The sequence below is a fragment of the Pseudomonas tumuqii genome (genome assembly GCF_013184545.1).
Taxonomy (GTDB): Bacteria; Pseudomonadota; Gammaproteobacteria; order Pseudomonadales; family Pseudomonadaceae; genus Aquipseudomonas; species Aquipseudomonas tumuqii.
In genome coordinates this window covers 304,922-329,473 of sequence record NZ_JAAOJA010000004.1, presented here as the reverse complement: position 1 = coordinate 329,473, position 24,552 = coordinate 304,922, and the positions used below count along the sequence as shown (strand labels likewise).

Here is a 24,552-nt window from a genome sequence, read left to right as displayed (position 1 = left end):
GCTACTCCTTCGCGGCCAGCTTGACCGTGCGGTTAGCGCGGTCGACCGGGCGCACCTGCTGGCCTTCGCGCAGCACCTGCACGCCGGCGGCGACCACCCAGTCCTGCGCCTGCAGGCCCTCCAGCACCGGCACGCTGTGCTCGGCATAGGCTCCGATGCGCACGGGCGTGCGCTTGAGCGTGGAATCCTCGGGATCGACCACCCAGACATAGGGCTGGCCTTTCTCCGCGGTCAGCGCCGACAGTGGCACCGACAGTGGCACTTCGCCGTTGTGGGCGATGAACACCCGCGCGCTCTGGCCCAGCTCGGCCGCCACCTTGCCTTCGCTGAAGGCCACGCGGGCGGCAAAGGTGCGCGACTGCGAGTCGGCCGCCGGGGATATCTCGCGAATCCGCCCGGGGAAGCGCCGATCCGGCTGCGACCAGAGTTCGACCGCCACTGGCTGGCCGACCTTGAAGCGCTCGAAGGCTTGCTCGGGCAGGCTGATCGAGACTTCCCGCTCGCCATCGGCGGCCAGGGTGAACACCGTCTGCCCCGCCGCCACCACCTGGCCGACCTCGACCATGCGCCGGGCGATCACTCCGTCCTGCGAGGCGCGCAGCACTGCGTAACCGGCCTGATTGCTGGCCACGTCGAACTCGGCCCGGACCTGCTTGAGCCGCGCCTCGCCGGAGCGGTAGAGATTTTCGGCATTGTCGTATTGCGAACGGCTGACCAATTGGCGCGCCAGCAGGGTCTTGTAGCGATCACGCTCGGCGCGCACCAGTTGCAGATTGGCTTCGGCCGCGGCGACTTGCGCGCGGATGGCCTCGAGCTGCAAGCGCACATCCTGCGGATCCAGCTCGGCCAGCGGCTGATCCTTGCGCACATGGTCGCCCACCTCGACCAGGCGCTTGGCCACCTTGCCGCCGATGCGGAAGGCCAGCTCGGGCTCCAGCCGCGCGCGCACCTCGCCGGCATAGGCGTCCATCATTTCGGTCGCAGGTTGCGGCTGCACCACCATGGCGGGGCGGATAGACTGCTCGACCGGCTCACCATTACCACAGGCAGCGAGCAAAGCGATGAGACTGACGGACAAGGCATGGCGCAACATGATGGATGACCTTTCGCGAAGGTTTGGAATATTTGTACTGAGGGGTATAGTAAAAATAGCAAACTCACCAGTCCAGTATTAAAAGCAGCCAATGCCAAACAAGTTGTTACCGCCCAGCGGCCCCGGCCGCCCAAAAGATCTCGTCAAGCGCCAGGCCATCCTGCAAGCGGCGAAAACCCTGTTCCTGCGCCATGGTTACGATGGCAGCAGCATGGACGCCATCGCCGCCGAAGCCGGGGTGTCCAAGCTCACGGTGTACAGCCACTTCACCGACAAGGAGACCCTGTTCTCCGCGGCGGTGAAGGCCAAGTGCGAGGAACAGCTGCCCGAGCTGTTCTTCGAGCTGGCGCCAGGCGTACCGATCGAGACCGTGCTGCTGAACATCGGTCGCGGTTTCCACACCCTGATCAACAGCCGCGAATCGGTGGAAATGCACCGGGTGATGGTGGCCCTGGCCAGCCAGGATCCGAAGCTGTCGCAGATGTTCTACGAGGCCGGCCCGCAACGCCTGCTCAGCGAGATGGAAGGCCTGCTGAGCAAGGCCGACCAGGCGGGCCAGTTGCGCATCGCCGATGTGCACAGCGCCGCCGATCAGTTCTTCTGCCTGATCAAGGGGGGCGCCAACTTCCGCCTGCTGATCGGCTGCGCTGGCCCGCAGCAAGGCGAAACCGCCGAGCGGCATGTGCAGGACGCTGTGGAGATGTTCATGCGTGCCTATCGGCCAACGCAAGACGACAACAGGATGTAGGAGCGGGGGGGACGCCCAGTTCCATGCCCGCGATCGGGGGCCGCAAAGCATCGCGGGCATGGCCCGCTCCTACGAAACGCCCGAATCCCGGATGCTATCCGGGTTACCGTGACGATTTCAGGCCTGCAGCTTCTTCAACGGATAGATGTCGTAGCGGCTGGATTTGCCTTCCAGTGCGTAACCGGGTTTGGCGCCGTCGATGATCGGCGCCTTGCGCGGGCGCTTGACCACCACCCGGTGGCTGGCCAGGGCCAGAGCGGCCTGGAGCAGGGCCGGGGCATCCAGGTCGTCGCCGACGAAGGGGCGGAACAGGCGCATTTCCTTTTTCACCAGCGCGCTCTTGTCGCGATGGGGGAACATCGGGTCGAGGTAGATCACCTGCGGCGGATCGCCCTGCCATGCGTTCATCAGCTCGATCGCGTTGCCGGTCAGCAGGCGCATCTGCGCCACGATCGGGCCGACATCCCGATCGCCGGCGGCGCGGGCCAGGCCATCCTCCAACAGGGCGGCGATCAGCGGTTGACGCTCGATCAGCGTCACGCTGCAGCCCAGGCTGGCCAGGACGAAGCCATCGCGACCGAGTCCGGCGGTGGCATCCAGCACCCGCGGACGCACGCCCGGCTGCACGCCCACGGCCTTGGCTATCATCTGCCCGGTGCCGCCGCCGAACAGCCGGCGATGCGCCACCGCGCCCTCGACGAAATCCACCCGCACCGGCCCCGGCGCCTGCGGCCCCAGCTCGACCAGCTGCAGCCCCTGCTCGCCCAGTTGCAGGGCAAATTGCGCCTCGCCCTCCTGCGCCAACCCCAGGCGCTCGGCCCATGCAGCAGCGTGCTCGGCCAGATGCGGGGCCAGGGCCTGCATGCGAATTGTGGCGCCAGGCCGTTCGTCATTCATCGGGAATATGCTCAAAAAATAGTCAATTCGACCTGTATGCGGTCGATCATCGTTGATGCGGCATTCTGCCAGAGCCAGCCCTTTCCAGTCGCACCGAGTTCGCCCTGTTTGCGCGGCTTGCCCCTAGCCTGGTATCAGCCCGCTAGCGGCACATGCGGAACAGGCCCATATCGACATGCAGGTGATCGCGGTGGGCAGCGTTGTACTGCGGCCCGAGGGTGACATTGAAGCTGGCGCAAGCGCCTTCATGCACCAGACGCAAGAAGCGCGCGGCCTCGCCCTCTCCCGGCCAGTCGCGCAGCACGCTGATGCGCCGGCCGTCTTGCAGGCGAAAGCCGGCGATATCCAGGGCATTGGCCGCGGCATGCTGGCTGCGCCGCTGGCTGCCCGCGATGCTGCGGCAGGCGAAGCTGCCGACATGCTCGACCTGCACCACCGGCTGGCCGAACACCTCCTGGGCGGCAGGCTGCAAGGCATGCCGCTCGAACAGGGCAAAGGCCGCCGCCAGCGGGCAGCTGGCGATAAAGCTGCTGCTGAAACGCACCCCGGAGGCCTGCACCCGCAGGGCATTCTGCAGCGGACAATCCGCCGCCGGGCTGCTGTCGGGCAATGCCGTGTAACGCAGCGGCGACGTGGCCAGGGCCTGCCGGCAGAGCCCGGGATCATCCTCCAGGCGCCAGAGCTTGAAGGGGGTCAGCAGGTTCGGCGTGGCCCCAATATCCAGTGGCGCCCAGGGATTCCAGCGCGGCGGCACATCGAGCCACTGTTGCTGGACCGCCAGGGGCACGCCAAACAACCCCAATAGCACAAGCACCATCAGAACACGACGCAAACCCTACCCCGCTCAGAGCTTGTGAAAATATCGAGCGCCGTAGCGAGAGAGTCTCCAGGCGTTCGCGGCAAGGCGCGCTACGCGAAAAATGGGGGAGTTTAGTGAGCTAAATGACCCCGTTTTTTTGCGTAGCGCAACGCAAGCAGCGGGCGCCTGGGGGCGCTCGCAGTAGGCGAGAGTTTTTTCACAAGCTCTCAGTCCTTGAACAGATTGTTGATGCGCTCGAACGGCATGGCCTGGCCGGTCGCCTCCAGGCTGCCGCGAGCGGCCAGTTCCTGCGCGGCCTGGAAGAAGGCGCCATAGGCGACTCGCGCCAAAGCGGAGCCGAGACTGACGCGCTTCACTCCCAGTTCGGCCAGCTCATCCAGCGACAAGCGCAGGCTGGGCGAGCCCACCAATACGTTGACCGGGCGCGGCGCCACGGCCGTGACCAGCGCCAGGATTTCCTCGCGGCTAGTCAGGCCCGGCGCATAGAGCACATCGGCGCCCGCCTCGGCGTAAGCCACCAGGCGGCGGATGGTGTCGTCCAGATCGGCTCGGCCATGCAGGTAATTTTCCGCCCGCGCCGCCAGGGTGAAGGGGAACGGCAGGCGGTGGGCTGCCGCGACCGCCGCCTGGACCCGCTCGACCGCCAGTTCGAAGGGGTAGATCGGCGACTGCGCATCCCCCGTGGCATCCTCGATGGAACCGCCAACCAGGCCGATCTGCGCCGCCAGGGCGATGGTGTCGGCACAGTGCTGCGGTTCATCGCCATAGCCGTTCTCCAGATCGGCGGCCACCGGCAGCGGCGTCGCCTCGACGATAGCGCGGGCGTTAGCCAGGGCCTCCGCGCGACTGACCGCGCCTTCTGCATCGCAGCGGCCCAGGGAAAAGGCCAATCCGGCACTGGTCGTAGCCAGCGCCTCGAAGCCCAGGGCCGCGAGCATCTTCGCCGAGCCGGCATCCCAGGGATTGGGCAACACGAACAAGCCTTCGCGCTGGTGCAAGGCGCGAAATGCCTCGCCACGCTCCACCTGAGTAGCCATATCGATCGCTCCTATTTCGATTTCAACCTGCATGCACCTTAGCAGGCCGTTGAAAAACTACTGCGCTCGACTATGCGGCGTTGAAATCGGCCTCAAAATGCTCATTTACAACACGTAAACTGCGCTTTTTCGGCAAATTTCGCCTTGCCTAGCCGTCGCTCGCTACATTTTTCAACGGCCTGCTAGACCAGACTCACTGCGCCGCAACAGCCTGGAGGCAGGCCAAGCGAATCAGCTGCGACCCTGTTCGATCAGTTGCAAGCCATGGGTCAGGCTTCGAAAAATCCGCTGGAACAATGCTCAACCCGGCCGCCAGGCGGCCGATAACCAGGTACGCGGCATTCTGCCGACTTGGCCCGTCGCGGCCGCACCGAGTGACTCATGGTTAATGGCGTTTGCGCTTCCAGCACCGCACTGAAGGCCCTTGGCAGCAACCCGAGCCGCAGCAGCCCGGCAGACATTCGCGCCTACCTGGATTTCCAGATCCTCTTGAGCCGGGTGACCGCGGGCCAGCAACCGGCGGTTGCCGAGGCCACGGCAGGCGACCCAGAGGCGGCTCCGCACGCAGCGCCGGCGCTTGGCGAAGCAGACTGCGGTGCTCTGCAATTGATCGCCCAACGCCAGTTCGAGCTGAGCACCAGACTCAATGCCGAACCTGCGAAAGTCGAGCGCTTGACCCTGATGCTGCTCGCCGATGCGTTCAGCGCTGGCAGCCAGCTTGCCCGCGGAGCGCCCACACTGCCCTATCCGCTCAGCCTGACGTGAGCGCGGCGCAATTGCACTCAACGTCGATGGTGTGAAGTGGTGCGAAAACGTCCCGGGGAAATCTCGAAAAACTCGCGAAAACAGCGGCGGAAGTGCGAAATGCTGACAAAGCCGCTGGCGACGGCGATATCGGCCAGCGACTTGTTGGTCTGTTGCAGCAGCTGACGGGCACGGGTCAAGCGCAACTCCAGGTTGTAACGCGAGGGCGTCGCATTGACGTGACGGCAGAACAGGCGCTCGAGCTGGCGCCGGGAAATGCCCACGCAGCTGGCGAGCTCATCGACCGTCAACGGCTCGTCGATATTGTTGTGCATCAGCTCCAGCGCCGACTTCAACGCCTGCGGCAGGGTCGGGTCGTAATCGACGGCCACCACCGACACATCCAGCACTTCCTGCATTTTGTCGCAGCTCAGCACTTCCTCGATGGCGCTCACCAGGTTGATGCCACTGCCGCGGCGCACCACTTCCAGCATCATGCCCAGCGAGCTGTTGGCCCCGGCACAGCTGATCCGCTGACGATCCAGCACATAGGCATGGCTCGACAATTTCACCTTGGGGAACAGCTCGGCGATCATCGCCCGCCCATCCGGGTGGAAGGCACAATCGTAGCCATCCAGCAGCCCCGCTTCGGCGAGAAAATAGGCGCCATTCCACAAGCCGCCGAGCATGGCGCCGGCGGCGTCGGCCGCTTTGAGCTTGGCCCTGAGCAGTGGATCCGCCTGCAAGCGCACCCGGAAACCACCGCAGACGACCAGGATGTCCTGCTGTTTTTCTTCCAACTCTGCCAGGCGGCAGCCTGCCGAAATGGCGATGCCCAGATCGCTGACCACCACCTCGCTTGCACCACCGGCCACCAGCACCTCATAGAGCGGCGTCGGGCTCATCAGGTTGGCGGTGACCAGGGCGTCCACCGCCCCGGTGAAGGCCATCATCGAGAAGTTTTCCAGCAGCACGAAGGCGACCCGGCGCGGCGGCAGCGCCGGGCCGCCGTCCAGGCTCTTGGCGAGGTGCGCCATATTCTTGTTCTTCAGCAAGCTCTCGAAGGAGGAACGCATGTCGTAACTCTCAGGCAGTGAAGCGTCTACGCAGTAGTAAACCATAGGCGGCCGGCCCGGCATCAGCCGGCGCCGAACCGCGCGCTCGCCGCGCCAAGGTTGTGCAATATCGAACGCCGTCGCGAAGCCGTCTCCAGGTGTTCGCGGCAAGGTGCCTGGCGGCGGTCGCAGTAACGGGAGTTTCTTCACACCCGCTCAGAGCAGCCCCAGTTGCTCGCGCGCGGGCTCGACGATTGGCTCAGGCAAGTCCACCAGCCCCGGCAGGCGCGCCATCAACTGGGCGTGGAAACGTCGGGCCAGTTGCGGCGCCAGGCGGTTGTCGGCGGTGTGCAGGAAGACGTAGGGTGTGCGCCCGTCCTCGATCCAGCCGGCAATCTTGTCCAGCCAGGGCGCCATGAAGCGGTCGTTGGCGGCGAGTTCGGGATGACCGATGAAGCGTAGCTGCGGCGCCTGGCTGAACGCCGTCGGGCGGATCGGCAGGCGTGGCTTCTTCGCCTGGGCATGCAGAACTGCCGGCGCCTGCGACGCACAACTGAACAAGGCCCGCGCATCCAGGCAGATCCGCTCGATGCCCCGCTCCAGCAGCAGGCGGTTGAGCGCCCGCTCCTCCTCACCCTTGGCGAAGAAAGCCGGATGACGCACCTCGACGGCCAGTCCGCTGCCGCCCCAGTGCTCGATAAAGGCGCTCAATTCAGCGAGACGCGACGGGCCGAAGCTGGCGGGCAACTGCAACCAGAATGGCGCCACCCGCGCGCCCAAGGGTGCCAGCAGGCGGCGGAAGTCGTCACTGGCGGCCAGTTGCTCGCGCAAATCCCCGGCATGGCTGATATCGCGCGGCAGCTTGGCGCAGAAGCGCAAGTGCGCGGGCATCAGTGTCGCCCAGCGGTTAACCGTAGCGGCCGAGGGTCGCGCATAGAAGGTGGTGTTGCCCTCGACCGCATTGAAGACCTCGGCGTAGCGCGGCAAAAACTCCGCCGGACGCGCGCTATCCGGATACAGCGAACCACGCCAGGCCGGCTCGCTCCAGGACGGGCAGCCAAGAAAGTAGGGACGCATCAGCGGTCGTTATCAGGCGTAGAGATCAAGGCCCAGTATTTCCTGGGCGCCAGGCTCGCTGGCGTAGGTGGCGGTAGTGCTGTAACTGGCAATCGCCTGGGCCGCACGATTGCTGACGCCTGGCGGGTAGGTAAGGTTCTGCGTCCGCACCGGCAGGCTGTCGCTGCTGGCGCTGGAAGCCTGTACCCGACGGGTTTGCGCAGTCTGCTCGAAACCCTGGCTGCTCGCCGGGGCTGCCGGCTGCTCACGACGCTGCTCTATCTCACGCTGGGCTTCGCGAAACGGCGTAACCGCCGTGCCCGAACGAGGCCCGCGATCTGGCGAGTAGGAAGGTATGGAGCCGTCGATGCGCATCTATTGCTGCTCGGCAGTGGTCAGCCAAATGGGTGGAGGTGCATGCAATTTAGCCCCGCCCAGACGGATTGGCAATCGATCATGGAACGGGGCGACGCAGAGCATCCGGGCGCAGTAGCGGATCGCCAGCAAGGACTAGGCGCCCCCCTGGCTCCTACAGACAGCGGACGGCGACCTTATTGCGGCGCTTTCGGCGTGGCGACCTTGTCGCGCAGATACACCGGCAGGGCCTCGTCGGCCACTAGCGCCTCACCCCGCGCCCAGGCAAACCGCGCCAGGCTGAGCAGGTCCTCGGCATGCGGCAGCATGGCGCCGTCCTGTCCGTAAGGGGTCAGCGGGATGCGCGCGGCGAACGTGCCCCAGCCAGTGCCGGCGCCGAACCAGTCACCCGTCGCGTCGCACGGCAAACCGACCAGTTCGGGCGGCGCCACCACTTCGGCCCCGGCAAGGCGCATTTCGCCATTTTCGCTGCGATAGCAGCCCCAGTAGATTTCATCCATGCGGGCGTCGATGGCCGCAGCCACCTGACCGGCGCCGTACTCGCGCTGCGCGCGCTGGGCCAGTACGGCAAGGTTGGACACCGGCAGTACCGGACGATCCAGGGCAAACGCCAGGCCCTGCACCACGCCGACGGCAATGCGCACACCGGTAAAGGCGCCCGGGCCACGACCGAAGGCGATCGCATCCAGCGCCGACAGCGGCACACCAGCCTGGGCCAGCAGATCCTTGATCATCGGCAACAGGCGCTGGGCGTGCAGGCGCGGGATCACCTCGTAGTGGCTGATCACCTGGCCGTCATGCAGCAGGGCGACGGAACAGGCTTCGGTGGCGGTATCCAGGGCCAGGAGAGTGGTCATTGCATTCGGACGGTGACGAAATGGACCGGCATTAGAACGGCTTGAGGCTTTTTTTTCCAGCGCAATCACTATAGTTCGCGCCCGTCACGCGCACGAATCCGCCGGGCAACTGGCATGCACCGGGCCAGAACGGACCCAGTGCATTCCAGCAAACAGCGGCTTACCAGGCCTCGATCACTGTCTCGGCTTCCCAGGCGCTCAACGGCGCTTTGGACCAGGTGCCGTAGCCCGCATTGGGGAAGACGATCCATTCGGCACCCCATTTGCCCGCTTCCGCGGCCACGGTGGCGCGCTGATCGGCCAGCGGCGTCTTGCGGAAACGCCCATCGAAGTCGTGCAGCGTATCGCCCAGCAACAGCACGATCTGATGATCGGAGCTGACGATGGCGCGACGCTCGACCTTGGGCGGGCCCAGCAGCAGAACACTTTCCGCCGACACCTGGGGCAGGCCGAGCTTGTTCAGGGTGGCCAGGGTATGTGGCTTCTGCTCGTCGGCACGGTCCGAGATATAGCGAATGGTCACGCCCAGGCTGTCGGCGTGCTGGAGAAACTGCTTGGCACCGGGAATCAGCGCCGGGGTGCCGTCTCGCTCCCAGGGCAGCCAGGTGTCCCAGGCGTCATAGGTGTGGCAGTTGGCCAGGTCGCGCGCCAACAAGGCGCTGTTGTCGATGACGGTTTCATCCAGGTCGGTGACGATGGCCAGCTTCGACGGATCTTTCGCGGCGGCCACTGCCGCATCCAGCTTCAGCGTCGCGATGTTGTAGGCCTGCAGCTGCAGGGCCTGAACTTCCGCCGATTGCTGCTGGAAACGCAGGCCCATGGTGAACTCGGCGACAGTGCAGTCCGCCTTGGGCTTCGCCGCGGTATCGGCAAAGGCCGCGGGAATGGCCAGCAGCGATACCGCAAGGCCCAGCCAGGCAAGGCCGTTTGTGGATTTCTCGGTCATTGAATGTCCTCTCTCCTTGGTGGTGACGCACGCGCGACTCGACAGGCCAGGGCGCTACGGCCAGGCCAAACAGCTATGACTATCGCCCGCCGATAGTAAAAAACCTGTCGCGCCTCTCCATGCTTGAGAGCGACCCGAACGTATCCGTAGCCACACAAACACAAGGCCCAGAAACGCCAACGGCCCGCAAAAGCGGGCCGTTGGCTGACTGCAGGCAGCTGCTTAGCTGAGCGCGGCGAGCACCTTGGCGGTGATCTCGTCGACGCTCCCAACGCCGGCTATGGCGCTGTATTTCGGCGTGCCGTTGGCAGCGGCAAGCTTCTGGTAGAAATCCACCAGCGGCTTGGTCTGCGAGTGGTAGACCGACAGGCGGTGACGCACGGTTTCTTCCTTGTCGTCGTCGCGCTGAATCAGCTCCTCGCCGGTTTCGTCGTCTTTACCGGCGACTTTGGGCGGGTTGTGCTCGGTGTGGTAGACCCGGCCGGAAGCCGGGTGCACGCGACGGCCGGCGATGCGGCTGACGATTTCCTCGTCTTCGACGGCGATTTCCACCACGTGGTCGATGCTCACACCAGCATCCTTCAGCGCTTCGGCCTGGGGAATGGTGCGCGGGAAGCCATCGAAGAGGAAGCCATTGGCGCAATCGGGCTGGCTGATGCGTTCCTTGACCAGATTGATGATCAGGTCATCGGAAACCAGACCGCCACTGTCCATGATGCTTTTGGCCATCAGGCCCAGCTCGGTGCCGGCCTTGACCGCGGCACGCAGCATGTCGCCGGTGGAGATTTGCGGAATACCAAACTTCTTGGTGATGAAACCGGCCTGGGTACCTTTGCCGGCACCGGGCGCCCCTAGCAGAATCACGCGCATCGATGTGCTCCTCAAGATTAAAGAAAAAAGCGTCGGACTCGCCTCGTGGGGCCAATCTCAGAATGGTTCGGGCAACGCTGGCAAGTAGCCAAGTGGCCTGTGTCCAAGTGTCCAAGGGACTAAAAGGTTGATCACGATACACAGCGCACCCCCACCGCACAAGCCACCGAAAGTAGGATAAACAGGGGCCTTTCAGGCGCAATCAGACAGCGATCGGGTGCGTCCGGAACACCTCCGGAGCACCCGGGTAACGCCCGCGCTGCTCCCGCTAACCGGTGTTGCGCAAACCGGCGGCGATGCCGGCGACGCTGACCAGCAAGGCCTGCTCCAGAGGGCTGTCGGCCTGGCTATCACGCTGCCTGGAGCGCGCCAGCAGCTCGGCCTGGAGCAGGTGCAAGGGGTCAAGATAGGTGTTGCGCACGCTGATGAATTCCAGGGTCTCGGGACTGTGCGCCAGCAGCTGCGACTGACCGGTCAGCCCCAGTACCGTAGCCACCGCCTGCGACAATAGGTCGCGTAAATGTTCGCCCAACGGCCGCAGGGACGGCTCGACCAGCCGTTCGTCGTAGAGCCGGGCAATAGCGCCATCGGCCTTGGCCAGGACCATTTCCAGCATGTCGATGCGGGTGCGGAAGAACGGCCAATGCTCGCGCATCTGCGCCAGCAGCTCGCCCTCGCCGCGTTGCATTGCGCTGCTCAGGGCATATTCCCAGCCCAGCCAGGCCGGCAACATCAGGCGGGTCTGGGTCCAGGCGAAGATCCAGGGAATCGCCCGCAGGCTCTCCACCCCGCCCTCGCGCCGCTTGGCCGGGCGGCTGCCCAGCGGCAGGCGGCCGAGCTCCTGCTCCGGCGTGGCCTGGCGGAAATACTCGACGAACTGCGGATGCTCGCGCACCACGCCGCGATAGGCCGTGACGCCATCGGCGGCCAGCTTGTCCATCAGTTCGCACCAGGCCGGTTCGGGCGTCGGCGGTGGCAACAGGGTGGCTTCCAGCACCGCGGCCAGGTAGAGGTTGAGGTTCTGCTCGGCAATATCCGGCAGGCCGAACTTGAAGCGGATCATTTCGCCCTGCTCGGTGGTGCGAAAACGCCCCGCCACCGAGCCCGGCGGCTGCGACAGGATCGCCGCATGGGCCGGACCGCCGCCGCGGCCGACGGTGCCGCCACGGCCGTGGAACAGCAGCAACTCGACCTGTTGCGCGGCACAGACCTGCACCAGTTTCTCCTGGGCACGGTACTGCGCCCAGGCCGCCGCGGTGGTACCGGCATCCTTGGCCGAGTCGGAATAACCGATCATCACCTCCTGCGGGCCGTGCAGGCGCGCGCGGTAGCCCTTGAGGCTGAGCAGGCGGTCGATCACCGGGCCGGCGTTGTCCAGGTCGGCGAGGGTTTCGAACAGTGGCACCACGCGGATCGGCCGCAGCAGCCCGGACTCCTTCAACAGCAGTTGCACGGCCAGCACATCGGAAGGCGCACCGGCCATCGAGATCACATAGGAGCCCAGCGAGGCTGCCGGCGCGGCGGCCACCTCGCGGCAGGTGGCGAGTACTTCGGCGGTGTCGGCGCTGGGTTTGAAGTGGCTGGGCAACAGCGGCCGGCGGTTGTCCAGCTCGGTCATGAGGAACTGCTGGCGCGCCTCCTCGTCCCACTCGGCGTAGCGCCCCAGGCCCAGATAATCGGTGATTTCATCGAGCGCCGCGGCGTGACGGCTGGAGTCCTGGCGCACGTCCAGACGCACCAGGAACAAGCCGAAGGTGGCGGCGCGGCGCAGGCAATCGAGCAGCGGGCCATTGGCGATCACCCCCATGCCGCAGGCGTGCAGCGACTGGAAGCAGCACTCCAGCGGTTCGAGCAGTTCGCGGTTGTCCTGCAACACCGCCGCCGGCGCTGCGACCGGACCGTGCAGCGCCTCCTGGGCCCAGCTGCGGGTGGCGCGCAGACGTTCGCGCAGTTGCTTGAGCAGGCTGCGATAGGGCTCGGAACTCTCGCCAACCTTTGCCAGCAGCTCGGGGCTGGCTTGCTGCATGGACAGCCCGGCGGCCAGTTGGTCGATATCGCGCAGGTACAGGTCGGCCGCCATCCAGCGCGCCAGCAGCAGCACCTCGCGGGTCACCGCGGCGGTGACATTGGGGTTGCCGTCGCGGTCGCCGCCCATCCAGGAAGCGAAACGAATCGGCGCGGCGTCCAGCGCCAGGTGCATGCCGGTGGCCGCTTGCAGGGCATGATCAGCCTTGCGCAGGAAATTCGGCACCGCCTGCCACAGCGAATGCTCGATCACAGCGAAGCCCCACTTGGCCTCGTCCACCGGGCTCGGGCGACTGCGGCGGATCTCTTCGGTATGCCAGGCCTCGGCGATCAGGCGCTGCAACTGCTCGGCGACCTGCTCGCGCTCGGCGGCGGACAGGTCGCTGTGGTCGCTCGCGGCCAGCTGTGCGGCGATCGCATCGTATTTCTGGATCAGGGTGCGCCGCGCCACTTCGGTCGGGTGGGCGGTCAGCACCAGCTCGATGTCCAGCCGGCCGAACTGGCGCGCCAGGGCATCGGCGCCGTGGCCGTTGGCCAGCAGGCGCTGCAACAGTTCGGGCAACACCCGCGACTCGAAGGGCTCCGGCTCGTCAGGGTCGCGCCGGCGGATGCGGTGATACTGCTCGGCGATATTGGCCAGGTTGAGAAACTGGTTGAACGCCCGCGCCACCGGTAGCAGTTCGTCGTCGGCGAGCTGCTCGAGGCTGGCGCTGAGCTGCTCGGCACCGGCGGCAGAGCCGCGCCGCGCGGCCTTGGCACCCTTGCGAATGCGCTCGATCTTGTCGAGAAAAACCGTCCCCCGCTGGGCGCTGATGGTGTTACCCAGCAGCTCGCCGAGCTGATGAACGTCCTCGCGCAGACGCGCGTCGATTTCTGCCATGAGTGACTCTCCGCTGAAGCGTGAAGCTCAAGAGTGCCCAGCACGGCAACATCTTACAAGGGCGCGACACCGCACCGACAAGAACGCTGGGCAGCGTCTAGGCTCTAATCAGGCCCGCCACAAAAGGGCGAGGCCCAGCACAATCGCATAACCGCCTACCACGAGTAGGTAAAGGACGAGGTAGTCATGAAAATTCGCGAGCTTGTCCACCATTGGGAACAGAACGCCAAGGGTCGCATGACCCGCAATCTGTATCAGATCAATCTCGATATGGAAGCGGCTGCACGCCTGGCGGCTTTAGCCGAGATGTACCCCAAACGCAGCCCGGAAGCACTACTCGGCGAGCTGATCGGCGCGGCGCTGGAAGAACTGGAAACCAGCCTGCCCTACGTCAAAGGCAGCCAGGTGGTGGCCACCGACGAGGAAGGCAATCCGCTCTATGAAGATATCGGCCCGACACCGCGCTTTCTCGCCCTGTCACGCAAGTATCTGCACGAGCTGAGCGCGCAACAGGACAGCACCAACCACTGAAATCTCTGCATGCCCCTGAACGACCCACGCGCCCCAGCAACTGGGGCGGCGTGCCTGCGCGCACAAGCGTTCAAGAAAGAAAACATCAGAACGAATAAATCCAGAAAATAAGCTTTGATGGATTATTTATGTTGTTTTTTTTGAACAAAATTATTCTAAACGCACTCGAAGCTTCGTAGCGTTCTGACGAACGGTCGCGGCTAAGGGCCTGTTGCGCCTTGTCCAAAAGCGTCCGCCGCCTGCAGTCAAAACGCTGGCTGGTGACCATCATGGGAACCGCTGCATGCAAGGAAACCACCAATGGAACTGAACACCATGATCATCACCCCTGCCCGGCCACAACCTAGCCAACGGTCAACCTGGACACTCGCCGCACTCGCCCTCGGCAGCAGCCTGTTGCTGGCCGGCTGCGCCGGCAATCCTCCTAGCGAGCAGCTCGCAGTGAGCAAATCGGCGGTCAACTCTGCGGTCAGTGCCGGAGGCCCGGAATTCGCTGCCGTGGAAATGAAATCCGCACAAGAGAAGCTCAAGCAAGCCGAGCAGCAACTGCACGACCAAAACTACGAAGAAGCCAAACGCCTGGCCGAACAGGCCGAGTGGGATGCGCGCCTGGCAGAACGCAAAGCCCAGGCAGCCAAGGCTGAACAAGCCCTGGAAGACGCCCGCCAGGGCGTTGAGGAAATGCGCGAGGAAAGTATGCGTGGCAGCAGCCTTTAACCCCGGCCGCCAAACACGCTGAACACCGACTCCGCCAACAGCTAAAGGATTACCCGAATATGCGTACTCAAGTGATGATTCCCGCCTTACTGGCATTGAGCGTAGGCCTGGCCGCATGCTCCTCGCAACCCAACGTCAATCTGGAGGCGGCACGCAGCAATTTCTCCACGCTGCAGTCGGACCCGCAAGCCAGCAAGGTCGCGGCCCTGGAAACCAAGGGTGCCAGCGAGATGCTGGACGAGGCCGAACAGGCCTACCGCGCCAGCGAGGATGAACAGAAAGTCGATCAACTGGCCTACCTGACCAACCAGCGCATCGAAGTCGCCAAGCAGACCATCGCCTTGCGTAGCGCCGAACAGAACCTGGGCAAGGCTGCCGCCGAGCGTGCCAACGCGCGCCTGAATGCACGTGATGCACAAATCGATGCCCGTGATGTGCAACTCGATGCGCGCGATGCGCAAATCAAGCAGCTGCAGGACAGCCTGAATGCCAAAAAAACGGAACGTGGCACGCTGGTAACTTTCGGTGATGTGCTGTTCGACCTGAACCGCGCGGAGCTGAAGTCCGGCGGCATGAACAACGTCAACAAACTGGCTCAGTTCCTCCAGCAAAGCCCAGAGCGCAAGGTGATCGTCGAGGGTTACACCGACAGCACCGGCTCCGCCGCTTACAACCTGAGCCTGTCGCAACTGCGCGCCAACTCGGTACGCATGGCGCTGATAAAAATGGGCGTTGGCCCGGAGCGCATCGTCACCCAGGGTTATGGCAAGGAATACCCGGTGTCAGGAAATGACACGTCATCTGGCCGCTCGATGAACCGCCGGGTCGAGGTGACTATATCCAACGACGACCAACCGGTTGCACCACGCAGCACGACAAACGCTGGCTGATTACCGCGCAGCAGCACAATGCCGCTCACTTGAACCAGGTGAGTGGCATTTTTGTGGTCTTTTGTTTATCTGCACTACCGCAAGATCAGCTGTGGATGACGCTTTACCCGGTCCTGGGCGGTCCATTTTCTTAGCGTAGGGCGGCCGGGGCGCCGTCCGTTCGGAGCGCAGCGACAACCCGCCAGCTTTTGCGCCGCACCGCCAAACCAATGGTGCCCTGCCTGCGGCGAGAGCCACCCTACGAATAGCGGATTACTCGAGATAATCAGCCGAAACGCAGGGCACCGAGAAGCCGCCGTAGGCACGAGTTTTCACAGCCGCTCAGAGGTTGTGAAAATATCGAGCGCCGTAGCGAGACCGTCTCCAGGCGTTCGCGGCAAGGCGCCATACATGAAAAGCAAGGGAGTTTAGTGAGCTAAATGACCCTGCTTTTCATGTATCGCAACGTCGCAGCGGGCGTTTGGAGGCGTTCGCAGTAGGCGCGAGTTTTTTCACCGCCTCTCAACGCAACAGCCCCAGATCCTTGGCCCGTGCCACTGCCTGGGTACGCCGTTCGACGCCCAGTTTGCCGTTGATATGACGGGCATGGGTTTTCACCGTGTGCAGCGAAATGAACAGCTGCTCGCTGATTTCCTGATTCGAACAGCCCAGGGCGATCAGCTGCAATACCGCCAACTCACGCGAACTCAAGGCCTCGGTCAGCTGGCTATCAAGCCTGCTCAGCCGCCCTTCCTGGGTCTGCGGCAGATACTTGAGCAGCTCGACGGCCACGGCGCAATCGGGGCGCGCGATCAGTTGCTCGCGCAGCCACTGTGGCTGGTGCACGAACAACTCCTGATAAGGCAGCAAAGCACCACCCTGCGCCGCTTCCAGGCTGCTGGTCAGCCAGCTGACGGCCTCGCGGTCGCGTCCGGAGGCCTTGAGCAGCAGGGTCAATTGCACCTGAGCAGCGACCACGAACAATTGACCCGATGCGGACTGGGCGCACCGACTGAGTGCGCGCAGGCGCCGTTCGGCAACCTCCAGGCGCCCCTGCAAGCGTTCTAGCGCGGCTTGCTGCAACTCGATATGCAAGGCCAGCTGCGGGTGGAACTCGGGGGCCGCGCCGGGCGTTGCGCCGCAATAGGTCTCGGCCAGCCGCTGCAACCAGACTTCGGCCAATTCCAGCTGGCCCCGGGACAACCACAGCTCGCACTTGACCACCGTGATCATCGCCAGGTAGTAGATCGATGGCACATCCCAGGCATGCATCAGGCGCTCGGCTTCGGCCAGTTGGGCGAAGGCCTCGCCGAGGCGTCCTTCACGCCCCTCGACCCCGGCCAGCACGCAGTACCCCACCAGCAGGCTGATGTCGCGACAGGCGCGTGCCTCACCGATCCCGGCCAGCAATTTGGTGCGGGCGGCCTGGGTTTGCAGCGACACGCTGAGCAGATAGCCCTCGTACAGATTCAACCGCGCCCGCACCGAATAGACCCGCTGGCTCGAGAGCCCGTGCAACCGCTGCTGGCCCAGGCGTACCTCGACCAGAGCACGCTGAACCTCGCCACGGGCGTGCAGCACTCGCGCCCGCTCGGCATGCGCCAGGCCCTCGAACAGGGGATTGTCGATCCGCTGCGCCAGCTCCAAGGCCTCGCGATTGAGCCCCCGCGCACGCCACAGGTCGCCCTTGGTCATCGCCAGGTTGGCCAGGGTAAACAGGCACATCAGGCGCGGCCCGCAGCGTTCGCCGCCGAGCAGGGCCAGGGCCTCTCTGCAATAGCGCTCGGCCTCGGGCACCTGGCCACGACCGCGGGCGATGATGCCGGACAGGGCCAGCCACTGGGCCAACAGATCATCCTGCTCCTGCGCATTGGGGGCCGGCATGAAACGTCCCAATTGCTGGATCAGCTCGTCGGCGGCATCCAGCTGGCAAGCCAGGGCCAGAGCCCAGCCGTATAACACCAGCAGGCGCGGCGTGCTGGCCAGCAGGCTGTCGGGCAGGTCCATCTTCCAGCGCAGCAAACGCGCGACATTCTGCTCGCCGAGCAATTGTTCCTCGGACAGGTTCTGCACCAGATTGGCCGCCACTTCCGGCTGGCCGGCTCGTAGCGCCTGATCGACCGCTTCCTCATGCAGGCCCTGGCTGCTGAACCAGCGACAGGCCCGCAGATGCAGGGCCGCCTGGGACTGGCTGCGCTGGGCAGCGGGACGCGAGCGCAACAGATCGGAGAACAGGTGGTGGTAGCGAAACCAGTGGCCCTGCTCGTCCAGGGGCACCAGAAAGACCTGATGGGTCTGCAGGTGCTGGATAATCGCCGCGCTGTCATGCTGCTCGCGCAAGGCATCGCACAGCTCGACACAGAAACGCTCCAGGCAGGCGGTGTCGAACAGGAAGCTCTGCACCTCGGCCGACTGCTGCTCGATCACCTCTTCCAGCAGGTATTCGCGGATCAACCCCTCGTCGCCCTGGGGCACCCGCTCCGGGCTGCCGTCATCCGCCTGCTGACGGGTCAACAGCCACAGGCGCAGGCCGGCCACCCAGCCCTCGCTGCGCTGGCGCCACTCCTCCAGAACCGGCCCACTGAGCTGGGCACCCTGGCTGCCGAGTAGTGCGCGGGTCTCGTCCTCGGTCAGGCGCAAGTCCTGCTCCTGCAACTCCAGCAACTGGCGTGACAGACGCAGGCGCGCCAGGTGCCAGTCAGGGCGCTGGCGGCTGGTCACCAGAATGACCAGGCCCTCGGGTAGATGATTGAGGAGAAACTGCAGGCAACGGTCGAGCACCGCACCCTGGGCCAGGTGATAGTCGTCCAGCACCAGCAACAAGGGCGCTGTCGGCACGAGGCGCTCGCCCAACTCGTCGAGCAGGCCATCGAGCCACTCTTCGAAGGCGAAGGGTTGATGGCGCTGGCGCATGCGCAGCAATGCCTGGGCATCCTCGCCCAACCCCGGATAAAACTGCTGCAGACCCGCCAGCAAGCGCTCGAGAAAACGCCCGGGATCACTATCCCGTGGGCTGAGACCCAGCCACAGGCTGTGCCACTGCTCGGGCAGTGTCTGGCAGAACTCACTGGCCAGCGAGCTTTTGCCGAAACCTGCGGGGGCGCTGACCAGCAGCAGCCGCCCGGTCAAACCCTCGGCCAGCCGCTCACACAGACGCGGCCGCGATACATGGCTGGATGGCAGTGGTGGACGAAAAAAGCGACTGTCGCCCAGAGGAACGGAATCGCTGACTACAGGTGTTATACGCGTCAGATCGGTCATCACCCGGCTCTTGTTAAGTCATTGCCAGTTCAGGCGCGAACTTTCAGCAGACTATCGACTTAACCGCGGGAATTGAAGCCTGGATGTGGGCACGGACACAAATCATTACCCAGGCAGGCAACCCGGATTCAGTCTGAGCCAGTTCGTGCGGGCGCTGTTCAGCGGCATGGATAGCCGAATCGGCCACGCCAAAGCAGCGCCGCGAAGCGGGCGAGCCTCATGAATGGAGTAGGCAGGAACAAGGCCGGGAACATTTTCGACAGCGGCAGCAGCGCTGCGTGTAGGCCACGCGCCGTGGCTGGCGACACCGGCACGCTGTGCTGACCTGCTGGCCAGTGCCGCGAGCCACTGGGACATCGCTAAAACAAGAAAGCCGGCCCAATGGGCCGGCTTTCACTGTTGCAACAACGGTTGTTAGCGAACGCCAGCCTGACGCAGTGCTGCCGGGGTGTAGTCGCTTTCTTTTGCCGGGTAGCCGAACGCGTAGGATTGCTTCTCCTCGTTCTTCATACCCAGTGCCAGGTAACGACCGGACTGCAGGTCATACAGGGTTTCCAGGGTGTACCAGGGTACTTGCTTGTCGTAGTAGTACTGGGCGTGGGCCTCAGCCACACGCCACAGGGTACCGCGGCCGTCGTAATGGTCGATTTGCGCGGCCTGCCAGGTGTCTTCATCGAGGTAGAAGTCACGCTTGGCATAGATATGACGCTCGCCGGCCTTCAGGGTCGCAGTCACATGCCATACACGGTGCAACTCGTAACGGGACTGCTCCTGGTTGATATGGCCAGGCTTGATGATTTCGCTGTACTTCAGCTTCGGCGAATCCAGACGGTAGGTGTTGTAAGGAATGTAGATTTCCTTCTTGCCGTTCAGCTTCCACTCGTAACGGTCAGGTGCACCGTTGTACATGTCGAAGTTGTCGGACGTACGCAAGCCATCGGCGGCGGTACCCGGCCCGTCATAGGACACCTGCGGTGCGCGGCGCACGCGGCGCTGGCCGGCGTTGTACAACCATGCCAGACGCGGCTCTTTCACCTGGTTGAGGGTTTCGTGCACCAGCAGCACGTTACCGGCCAGACGCGAAGGTGCAGTTACCCGCTGCTTGAAGTAGAACAGCACGTTGCTTTCCTTGCTGGTGTCGACACCCTCCAACGCGCCACGGAAAGTGAACTCATCCTGGAAGTAGACCAGGCTGTAGGAACCGTTCGCCTGCGGTGTCGCCTGGGTTACCAGACGCTTGACGCTGCCACCACGGTAGCGGGTGATATGGTTCCAGATCGCTTCCAGACCATCCTTCGGAATCGGGAACGGGTTGGCCTGCTCGAAGTTCTCCAGACCATTGCCGCCCTCGACCATGCGAGTGCTGGCCGCATTGCGCTTGGTGGCTTCGTAGACGAAGTCCGGCATGGCGGCGGAACGGTGGGTCGGGTACACCGGTATTTTGTAGCTTTGCGGATAACGCTTGAACATGGCCTGCTGACCGGGGGTCAGCTTGTCCTTGTACTGTTCGGCGTTGGCCGCGGTGATGGTGAACAGTGGTTGCTCGTTGGGGAACGGGTCGGACAGGAAGCCGGCGGCATCGGCAGTGCCGGCATTCTTCGGCAAACCACCGGTCCAGGCCGGAATCGAGCCATCCGCATTACCCGCCATCTCGGCACCGACTGGCGTCAGCGTGGTCCCAAGCTTGGCAGCCTCGTCTGGCGACACCGCTGCCATGACGCTGCAGGCCAGCAGCGAAAGGGTCAGCGCGCCGGTTTGCAACAGACTTTTTGTTGTTTTCATATACAGAGTCTTCCTCAAAATTCCTGGCCGCTTAGAAGTTCATACCGAAGCTGAGTGCAACGAAATCGCGGTCGATAGCAGTGTTGTAGTCGCCACCGAAGAAATCGGTGTAGGCCAAGCTGGCGTTATAGGTGTTCTGGTAGTCGGCATCCAACCCCAGGCTGACGGCCTTGCTGCCTTCGTTGAACAGACCGTTCGGGCCGTAGCCATCCACATCATGCGACCAGGACACGCTCGGCTTGAGGTTGACGCCAGCGAACACGCTCGGGTATTCGAGAATGGCGCGAGCGCGATAGCCCCAGGAAGTGCTGGTCACGAAACCGTCGTCATTGGTTGCGCTGTAGGCACCATAGATGGAGTCGCGGCCGTATTGCAGATCCTCACGACGCTCGAGGGCGCCGACGTGGGCGACACCGACTTCGCCGACCACGGTCAGGCGACTGGCACCCAATACCTGGTCGAAGAAATGGGTCAAGGTAGTTTGCACCTGGGTCAGTTCCTTGCGGCGATAACCCTGGTTGTCCGCACCCGGCGTGGTATCGATGGTGGGGGCTGCCAGACCGCCGCTAGCCGGATTCAGCAACGCCAGGTTGAGCGCGGTACTGTTGATCTGGATCGGCGCATTGGGGCGATAGCTCACCTCGCCGCCCCAGGACGAGCCGGTGGGCAGCACGGTCGAGAAGCTCAGGCCGTACAGCTGAATATCTTCTGGATAGCTGATGAAGTATTCGCCATTACCCAGTGCAGTGCTTTGCGCCAGACCAGCACCCGATGCTTGGCCTATAGCCGTAGCGGTAGCTGCGTTTGCTGCATAGCAGGCGTTGGGGACTGGGCCGCAAGTTGCCACCAGGAAAGCGCTGGCCGCGGCGTTGCCACCCACCGCACCAATAGCAGGCAGTGCAGCAAAGGTACCTGCTTCTGCCGTCTTGGTATTAAAGAACGGATTACGGCTGTGGTAGTTCATGAAGTAGGCGCCGTACTCGGTGTTATCGCCAAGCCAGCGCAGGGCCATACCGTACTGGCCACTGTCGCGCGCATCGCGATCGCCGCCACGCGGCACCACCACGCCTTCGCTTTCCACATCGAAACCCTGGCCAAACGCGGCGGCGACCGGCTGCAACGGTGCAATAGCCGGCGAGCCGACAGTCAAGTTCCTATCGCAACCATCGGCCACCACGTCGGTGGTCGAGAAGAAGGTGCCGCAGTTATCGACTACGGTCTGGTCCCACTCGAGCTGGTAGAACGCCTCCATGGACAGGTTGTCGGTCAGGCTCTGCGACACATAGAACATGTTGACCGGGATCAGGCCTTCCTTGATCTCCGCGCCGGGACGGCGGAAGGCGGCGGCGTCGACCGGGTTGATCGAGTTGATCGAGTTCTGAATGAAGGTGCTTTCACCCCAGCTGACGACCTGCTTGCCCAGACGCACGGAACCCGGCATGTCGGCAATGTCGTAGTTGTGGTAGACGAAAGCATCGAGAATTTGCGCGCCCGAGGACTGGGCCGCTTCCTTACGGTTGTGGTCGTCGATGTCCTTGAACAGGCGCTCCTCGTCTTTCAACTCGAAGTCGTACCAGTACTTGCCGCGCACGAACACGCCGGTATCGCCGTACTTCAGTTCGAGGTCGTGGATACCCTTGAAGATCTTCGAGAAGGTCTCGCCTTTCTTGAAGTTCAGGCGGTTGTCGTCGCTGGTCGATGAAGCGGCTTTACCGCCATTGACGGTGCCGATCAGATCTGGATCTGCGCCACGGGTCGACCAACTGGCACCAACCGACAGCGACGAGTCGAACTGACCTTCTATTTCACCGATATTGAAATTCACGCCGAATGCCGGTGCGGCGAGGGTGGATGCGAGGCTGACGGCCAACGGCAGTTTAGCCAGACGCCAGGTTTGCTTTGATTTTGTCATCGACACTACTCCATGTACTTTTTTGTTATGGATAGTGCGGACTATAGCCAGAGGGTGTGACTGCCTGATCCCTCGAAAGTATGATTTGCAGCCTCCCAGACACTCTGGCTCGCAGGTTTCGGCGGATAAGTCCGATTCGCCACAAGCCAGGAATGGCTGGGAAAGAGCAATTGGCAAGGCAAACGCTTGTTTGACTATGCAGTCACTCCGGCCAGGTATCACCGCCACACATTACAGGGTGGAGAGAAACGCATAGCCGGCCGCCTGCCACTGGGCTATATCCAGGCGGATGCGTTTCTTGTCCAGCTTGCCAACGCTGGTCTTGGGAATTTCGGTAACAAGGGCGACCTGCGAGGGAATTGCCCACTTGTTGATATGACCCTGTTCGACATACGGCTTGAGGTGGTCCTTGAGGCCCTTGGCATCCAGGGTCTGATTCTCACGCAGCACCAGCAAGGCAAAGGGTCGCTCGCCCCACTGCGGATCCGCCACCCCCACCACCGCCACTTCACGCACGGCCGGATGCCGACTGATCAGGTCTTCCAGCTCCAATGAGGAGATCCACTCGCCACCGGTCTTGATCACGTCCTTGATGCGGTCGCGAATCTCGATAAAGCCCATGTCGTCGATGGTCGCCACGTCACCGGTGTGCAGCCAGCCGTGCTCCCAGAGTTCCTGACCTTTCTCCGGCTCGCGAAAATAACCCTGGGTCAACCACGGTGAACGCAACACCAACTCGCCCTGGGACTCACCGTCCGCCGGCAGCATGCTGCCATCGGCGCCCATGATCGCCGCCTCGACCAGAGGCACCGGTACCCCGGCCTTGATCCGATAGGTGATCTGCTCATCCTCGCTGCCGGCCAGCAGTTCGTCATTGATGTGCGCGCAGGAGATCAGCGGGCAGGTTTCCGACATGCCATAGGCCGCCGTCAGCTGGATGCCGCGCGCCTTGGCAGCATCGTAGAGGGCACGGTTCAGCGCACTGCCGCCGATGATCATCTTCAACCCGCCGAAGTCATGGCCTTGGGCGCTCGGGGCGCTGAGCATCATTTGCAGGATGGTCGGTACGCAGTGGGAGAAGCTGACCTTCTCTTCCTTGATCAGCTTGCACAGCAACTCCGGCTCGTAGCGCCCCGGATACACCTGCTTGATGCCCAGCATGGTGGCGGCATAGGGAATGCCCCAGGCATGCACATGGAACATCGGGGTAATCGGCATGTAGACATCGTTGGTGCCCAGCAGGCGCACGCTGTCGAGGCTGCCCAGCACACTGGCTGCCGCCATGGTGTGCAGCACCAGTTGCCGATGAGTGAAATACACGCCCTTGGGGTTGCCGGTGGTGCCGGTAGTGTAGAAGGTGGTGGCCACCGAGTTTTCATCGAAATCGGCGAAGTCATAGCTCGGGCTGGCCGCCGCCAGCAGCTGCTCGTACTCGCCGACCAGCCCCGGCAATTCGGCGGTTTTCTCCTCGGCATCGGTCAGCAGCAGGGTTTTCTCGACCGTGCTCAGTTGCGCGGCGATACCGTTGTAGAGGGGCACGAACTCACTGTTGACCAGGACGAACTTATCCTCGGCGTGGTTCATGGTGTAGAGAATCTGCTCAGGCGACAGGCGAATATTGATGGTGTGCAGCACCGCACCAAGCATGGGAATGGCGAACATGCATTCGAGGTAGCGGTGGCTGTCCCAGTCCATCACCGCCACGGTATCACCCGCCTTGACCCCCGCCGTCGTCAGCGCATTGGCCAGGCGTGCAACCCGCTCATTGAAGGTCGCATAGCTATAACGCAGCGTGTCGCGATAGACGATTTCACGGGTTTTTTCGTAGCGCACGCCGGAAAGCAGCAGGCGCTTGATCAGCAGCGGGTATTGATGGGCATTCGCCGCGGGCGGGATGATGCGGGTTTGCAACATAGAGAGCACCTGTCAGCAGATATATTTTATTCAGTGACAGGACTCTAGAGCGCTTACCAAGCGGGCAAATCAGTCAAAAGAATGATTTGCCCGTATGACTTTTTAACTATTTTTGGTCACGCAACAGGATCGACAAACACAGCCGGTTCACAGCCACTACTTA

19 protein-coding genes and 1 pseudogene are annotated in these 24,552 nt (G+C 63.4%); 5 read left to right on the top strand and 15 right to left on the bottom strand.

All coding sequences use genetic code 11. The features are described from left to right. Nucleotide 1: 1 nt before the first annotated feature. On the bottom strand, nucleotides 2-1,093 hold the full coding sequence (locus G9C89_RS10460) for an efflux RND transporter periplasmic adaptor subunit (protein ID WP_172147811.1): 1,092 nt from the start codon (nucleotides 1,091-1,093) through the stop codon (nucleotides 2-4). Nucleotides 1,094-1,184: 91 nt separating this feature from the next. Here G9C89_RS10460 and G9C89_RS10455 point away from each other — a divergent pair, with 91 nt between their 5' ends. Continuing rightward, the gene (locus tag G9C89_RS10455) at nucleotides 1,185-1,841 is read left to right on the top strand and encodes a TetR/AcrR family transcriptional regulator (RefSeq protein ID WP_172147810.1); all 657 of its coding nucleotides are present in this window, start codon (nucleotides 1,185-1,187) and stop codon (nucleotides 1,839-1,841) included. A 117-nt stretch (nucleotides 1,842-1,958) separates the two neighbouring features. On the opposite strand, the pseudogene G9C89_RS10450 reads toward G9C89_RS10455, so the two are convergent. The 3 genes and pseudogenes from G9C89_RS10450 to G9C89_RS10440 form a co-directional block, all read right to left on the bottom strand. Beyond that, a pseudogene (locus G9C89_RS10450) lies at nucleotides 1,959-2,734 on the bottom strand (class I SAM-dependent methyltransferase). A 146-nt stretch (nucleotides 2,735-2,880) separates the two neighbouring features. Beyond that, a complete protein-coding gene (locus G9C89_RS10445; RefSeq protein WP_172147903.1) occupies nucleotides 2,881-3,555 on the bottom strand; it encodes an extensin-like domain-containing protein in 675 nt (224 codons plus the stop codon). Nucleotides 3,556-3,764: 209 nt separating this feature from the next. Beyond that, nucleotides 3,765-4,595 carry an isocitrate lyase/PEP mutase family protein gene (locus G9C89_RS10440; protein WP_172147808.1) on the bottom strand — a complete coding sequence of 277 codons (831 nt, stop codon included), beginning with the start codon at nucleotides 4,593-4,595 and terminating at the stop codon, nucleotides 3,765-3,767. 381 nt (nucleotides 4,596-4,976) lie between these two features. Here G9C89_RS10440 and G9C89_RS10435 point away from each other — a divergent pair, with 381 nt between their 5' ends. Beyond that, on the top strand, nucleotides 4,977-5,360 hold the full coding sequence (locus G9C89_RS10435) for a hypothetical protein (protein ID WP_172147807.1): 384 nt from the start codon (nucleotides 4,977-4,979) through the stop codon (nucleotides 5,358-5,360). A gap of 17 nt (nucleotides 5,361-5,377) precedes the next feature. Here G9C89_RS10435 and G9C89_RS10430 read toward each other — a convergent pair whose 3' ends face one another. From G9C89_RS10430 to ppc, 7 genes are all read right to left on the bottom strand, one after another. Then, complete coding sequence (locus tag G9C89_RS10430; protein WP_172147806.1) at nucleotides 5,378-6,415, bottom strand: GlxA family transcriptional regulator; 1,038 nt, start codon at nucleotides 6,413-6,415, stop codon at nucleotides 5,378-5,380. A 195-nt stretch (nucleotides 6,416-6,610) separates the two neighbouring features. Beyond that, nucleotides 6,611-7,471: a DUF72 domain-containing protein gene (locus tag G9C89_RS10425; protein ID WP_172147805.1), complete on the bottom strand. Its 861-nt coding sequence runs from the start codon at nucleotides 7,469-7,471 to the stop codon at nucleotides 6,611-6,613. A 12-nt stretch (nucleotides 7,472-7,483) separates the two neighbouring features. Then, nucleotides 7,484-7,825 carry a hypothetical protein gene (locus tag G9C89_RS10420; protein WP_172147804.1) on the bottom strand — a complete coding sequence of 114 codons (342 nt, stop codon included), beginning with the start codon at nucleotides 7,823-7,825 and terminating at the stop codon, nucleotides 7,484-7,486. Nucleotides 7,826-8,001: 176 nt separating this feature from the next. Continuing rightward, the gene (gene tsaB / locus G9C89_RS10415) at nucleotides 8,002-8,682 is read right to left on the bottom strand and encodes a tRNA (adenosine(37)-N6)-threonylcarbamoyltransferase complex dimerization subunit type 1 TsaB (protein WP_172147803.1); all 681 of its coding nucleotides are present in this window, start codon (nucleotides 8,680-8,682) and stop codon (nucleotides 8,002-8,004) included. Between the two features lie 160 nt (nucleotides 8,683-8,842). Next, nucleotides 8,843-9,628: a 5'-nucleotidase, lipoprotein e(P4) family gene (locus tag G9C89_RS10410; RefSeq protein WP_172147802.1), complete on the bottom strand. Its 786-nt coding sequence runs from the start codon at nucleotides 9,626-9,628 to the stop codon at nucleotides 8,843-8,845. A gap of 222 nt (nucleotides 9,629-9,850) precedes the next feature. After that, nucleotides 9,851-10,498, bottom strand: a complete 648-nt coding sequence (gene adk / locus G9C89_RS10405; protein ID WP_172147801.1) for an adenylate kinase — start codon at nucleotides 10,496-10,498, stop codon at nucleotides 9,851-9,853. Nucleotides 10,499-10,766: 268 nt separating this feature from the next. Further along, nucleotides 10,767-13,403, bottom strand: coding sequence for a phosphoenolpyruvate carboxylase (gene ppc, locus G9C89_RS10400; RefSeq protein ID WP_172147800.1), 2,637 nt, complete (start codon nucleotides 13,401-13,403; stop codon nucleotides 10,767-10,769). A 186-nt stretch (nucleotides 13,404-13,589) separates the two neighbouring features. Between ppc and G9C89_RS10395 the strand changes: the two genes are divergently transcribed. The 3 genes from G9C89_RS10395 (at nucleotide 13,590) to G9C89_RS10385 (ending at nucleotide 15,541) form a co-directional block, all read left to right on the top strand. After that, nucleotides 13,590-13,934, top strand: coding sequence for a pilin assembly protein (locus G9C89_RS10395; RefSeq protein ID WP_172147799.1), 345 nt, complete (start codon nucleotides 13,590-13,592; stop codon nucleotides 13,932-13,934). Nucleotides 13,935-14,234: 300 nt separating this feature from the next. Then, complete coding sequence (locus tag G9C89_RS10390) at nucleotides 14,235-14,651, top strand: DUF4398 domain-containing protein (RefSeq protein WP_172147798.1); 417 nt, start codon at nucleotides 14,235-14,237, stop codon at nucleotides 14,649-14,651. A 59-nt stretch (nucleotides 14,652-14,710) separates the two neighbouring features. After that, nucleotides 14,711-15,541: an OmpA family protein gene (locus G9C89_RS10385; RefSeq protein WP_172147797.1), complete on the top strand. Its 831-nt coding sequence runs from the start codon at nucleotides 14,711-14,713 to the stop codon at nucleotides 15,539-15,541. A 501-nt stretch (nucleotides 15,542-16,042) separates the two neighbouring features. Here G9C89_RS10385 and G9C89_RS10380 read toward each other — a convergent pair. From G9C89_RS10380 to G9C89_RS10365, 4 genes are all read right to left on the bottom strand, one after another. Beyond that, nucleotides 16,043-18,781, bottom strand: coding sequence for a LuxR C-terminal-related transcriptional regulator (locus G9C89_RS10380; RefSeq protein ID WP_172147796.1), 2,739 nt, complete (start codon nucleotides 18,779-18,781; stop codon nucleotides 16,043-16,045). A gap of 414 nt (nucleotides 18,782-19,195) precedes the next feature. Continuing rightward, complete coding sequence (locus tag G9C89_RS10375) at nucleotides 19,196-20,563, bottom strand: DUF1329 domain-containing protein (RefSeq protein WP_172147795.1); 1,368 nt, start codon at nucleotides 20,561-20,563, stop codon at nucleotides 19,196-19,198. A 31-nt stretch (nucleotides 20,564-20,594) separates the two neighbouring features. Next, nucleotides 20,595-22,475, bottom strand: a complete 1,881-nt coding sequence (locus G9C89_RS10370) for a DUF1302 domain-containing protein (RefSeq protein WP_172147794.1) — start codon at nucleotides 22,473-22,475, stop codon at nucleotides 20,595-20,597. Nucleotides 22,476-22,706: 231 nt separating this feature from the next. After that, complete coding sequence (locus tag G9C89_RS10365; RefSeq protein WP_172147793.1) at nucleotides 22,707-24,389, bottom strand: fatty acid--CoA ligase; 1,683 nt, start codon at nucleotides 24,387-24,389, stop codon at nucleotides 22,707-22,709. Nucleotides 24,390-24,552 lie beyond the last annotated feature (163 nt).

Excerpts from the sequence above, each read along its gene's own strand:
- G9C89_RS10380 (WP_172147796.1), bottom strand. The coding sequence starts at position 18,781 with ATGACCGATCTGACGCGTATAACACCTGTAGTCAGCGATTCCGTTCCT.
- ppc (WP_172147800.1), bottom strand. The coding sequence starts at position 13,403 with ATGGCAGAAATCGACGCGCGTCTGCGCGAGGACGTTCATCAGCTCGGC.
- G9C89_RS10455 (WP_172147810.1), top strand. The coding sequence starts at position 1,185 with ATGCCAAACAAGTTGTTACCGCCCAGCGGCCCCGGCCGCCCAAAAGAT.
- G9C89_RS10365 (WP_172147793.1), bottom strand. The coding sequence starts at position 24,389 with ATGTTGCAAACCCGCATCATCCCGCCCGCGGCGAATGCCCATCAATAC.
- adk (WP_172147801.1), bottom strand. The coding sequence starts at position 10,498 with ATGCGCGTGATTCTGCTAGGGGCGCCCGGTGCCGGCAAAGGTACCCAG.
- G9C89_RS10420 (WP_172147804.1), bottom strand. The coding sequence starts at position 7,825 with ATGCGCATCGACGGCTCCATACCTTCCTACTCGCCAGATCGCGGGCCT.
- G9C89_RS10430 (WP_172147806.1), bottom strand. The coding sequence starts at position 6,415 with ATGCGTTCCTCCTTCGAGAGCTTGCTGAAGAACAAGAATATGGCGCAC.
- G9C89_RS10435 (WP_172147807.1), top strand. The coding sequence starts at position 4,977 with ATGGTTAATGGCGTTTGCGCTTCCAGCACCGCACTGAAGGCCCTTGGC.
- G9C89_RS10395 (WP_172147799.1), top strand. The coding sequence starts at position 13,590 with ATGAAAATTCGCGAGCTTGTCCACCATTGGGAACAGAACGCCAAGGGT.
- G9C89_RS10390 (WP_172147798.1), top strand. The coding sequence starts at position 14,235 with ATGGAACTGAACACCATGATCATCACCCCTGCCCGGCCACAACCTAGC.
- G9C89_RS10460 (WP_172147811.1), bottom strand. The coding sequence starts at position 1,093 with ATGTTGCGCCATGCCTTGTCCGTCAGTCTCATCGCTTTGCTCGCTGCC.
- G9C89_RS10370 (WP_172147794.1), bottom strand. The coding sequence starts at position 22,475 with ATGACAAAATCAAAGCAAACCTGGCGTCTGGCTAAACTGCCGTTGGCC.
- G9C89_RS10385 (WP_172147797.1), top strand. The coding sequence starts at position 14,711 with ATGCGTACTCAAGTGATGATTCCCGCCTTACTGGCATTGAGCGTAGGC.
- G9C89_RS10445 (WP_172147903.1), bottom strand. The coding sequence starts at position 3,555 with ATGGTGCTTGTGCTATTGGGGTTGTTTGGCGTGCCCCTGGCGGTCCAG.
- G9C89_RS10410 (WP_172147802.1), bottom strand. The coding sequence starts at position 9,628 with ATGACCGAGAAATCCACAAACGGCCTTGCCTGGCTGGGCCTTGCGGTA.
- G9C89_RS10425 (WP_172147805.1), bottom strand. The coding sequence starts at position 7,471 with ATGCGTCCCTACTTTCTTGGCTGCCCGTCCTGGAGCGAGCCGGCCTGG.
- G9C89_RS10375 (WP_172147795.1), bottom strand. The coding sequence starts at position 20,563 with ATGAAAACAACAAAAAGTCTGTTGCAAACCGGCGCGCTGACCCTTTCG.
- tsaB (WP_172147803.1), bottom strand. The coding sequence starts at position 8,682 with ATGACCACTCTCCTGGCCCTGGATACCGCCACCGAAGCCTGTTCCGTC.
- G9C89_RS10440 (WP_172147808.1), bottom strand. The coding sequence starts at position 4,595 with ATGGCTACTCAGGTGGAGCGTGGCGAGGCATTTCGCGCCTTGCACCAG.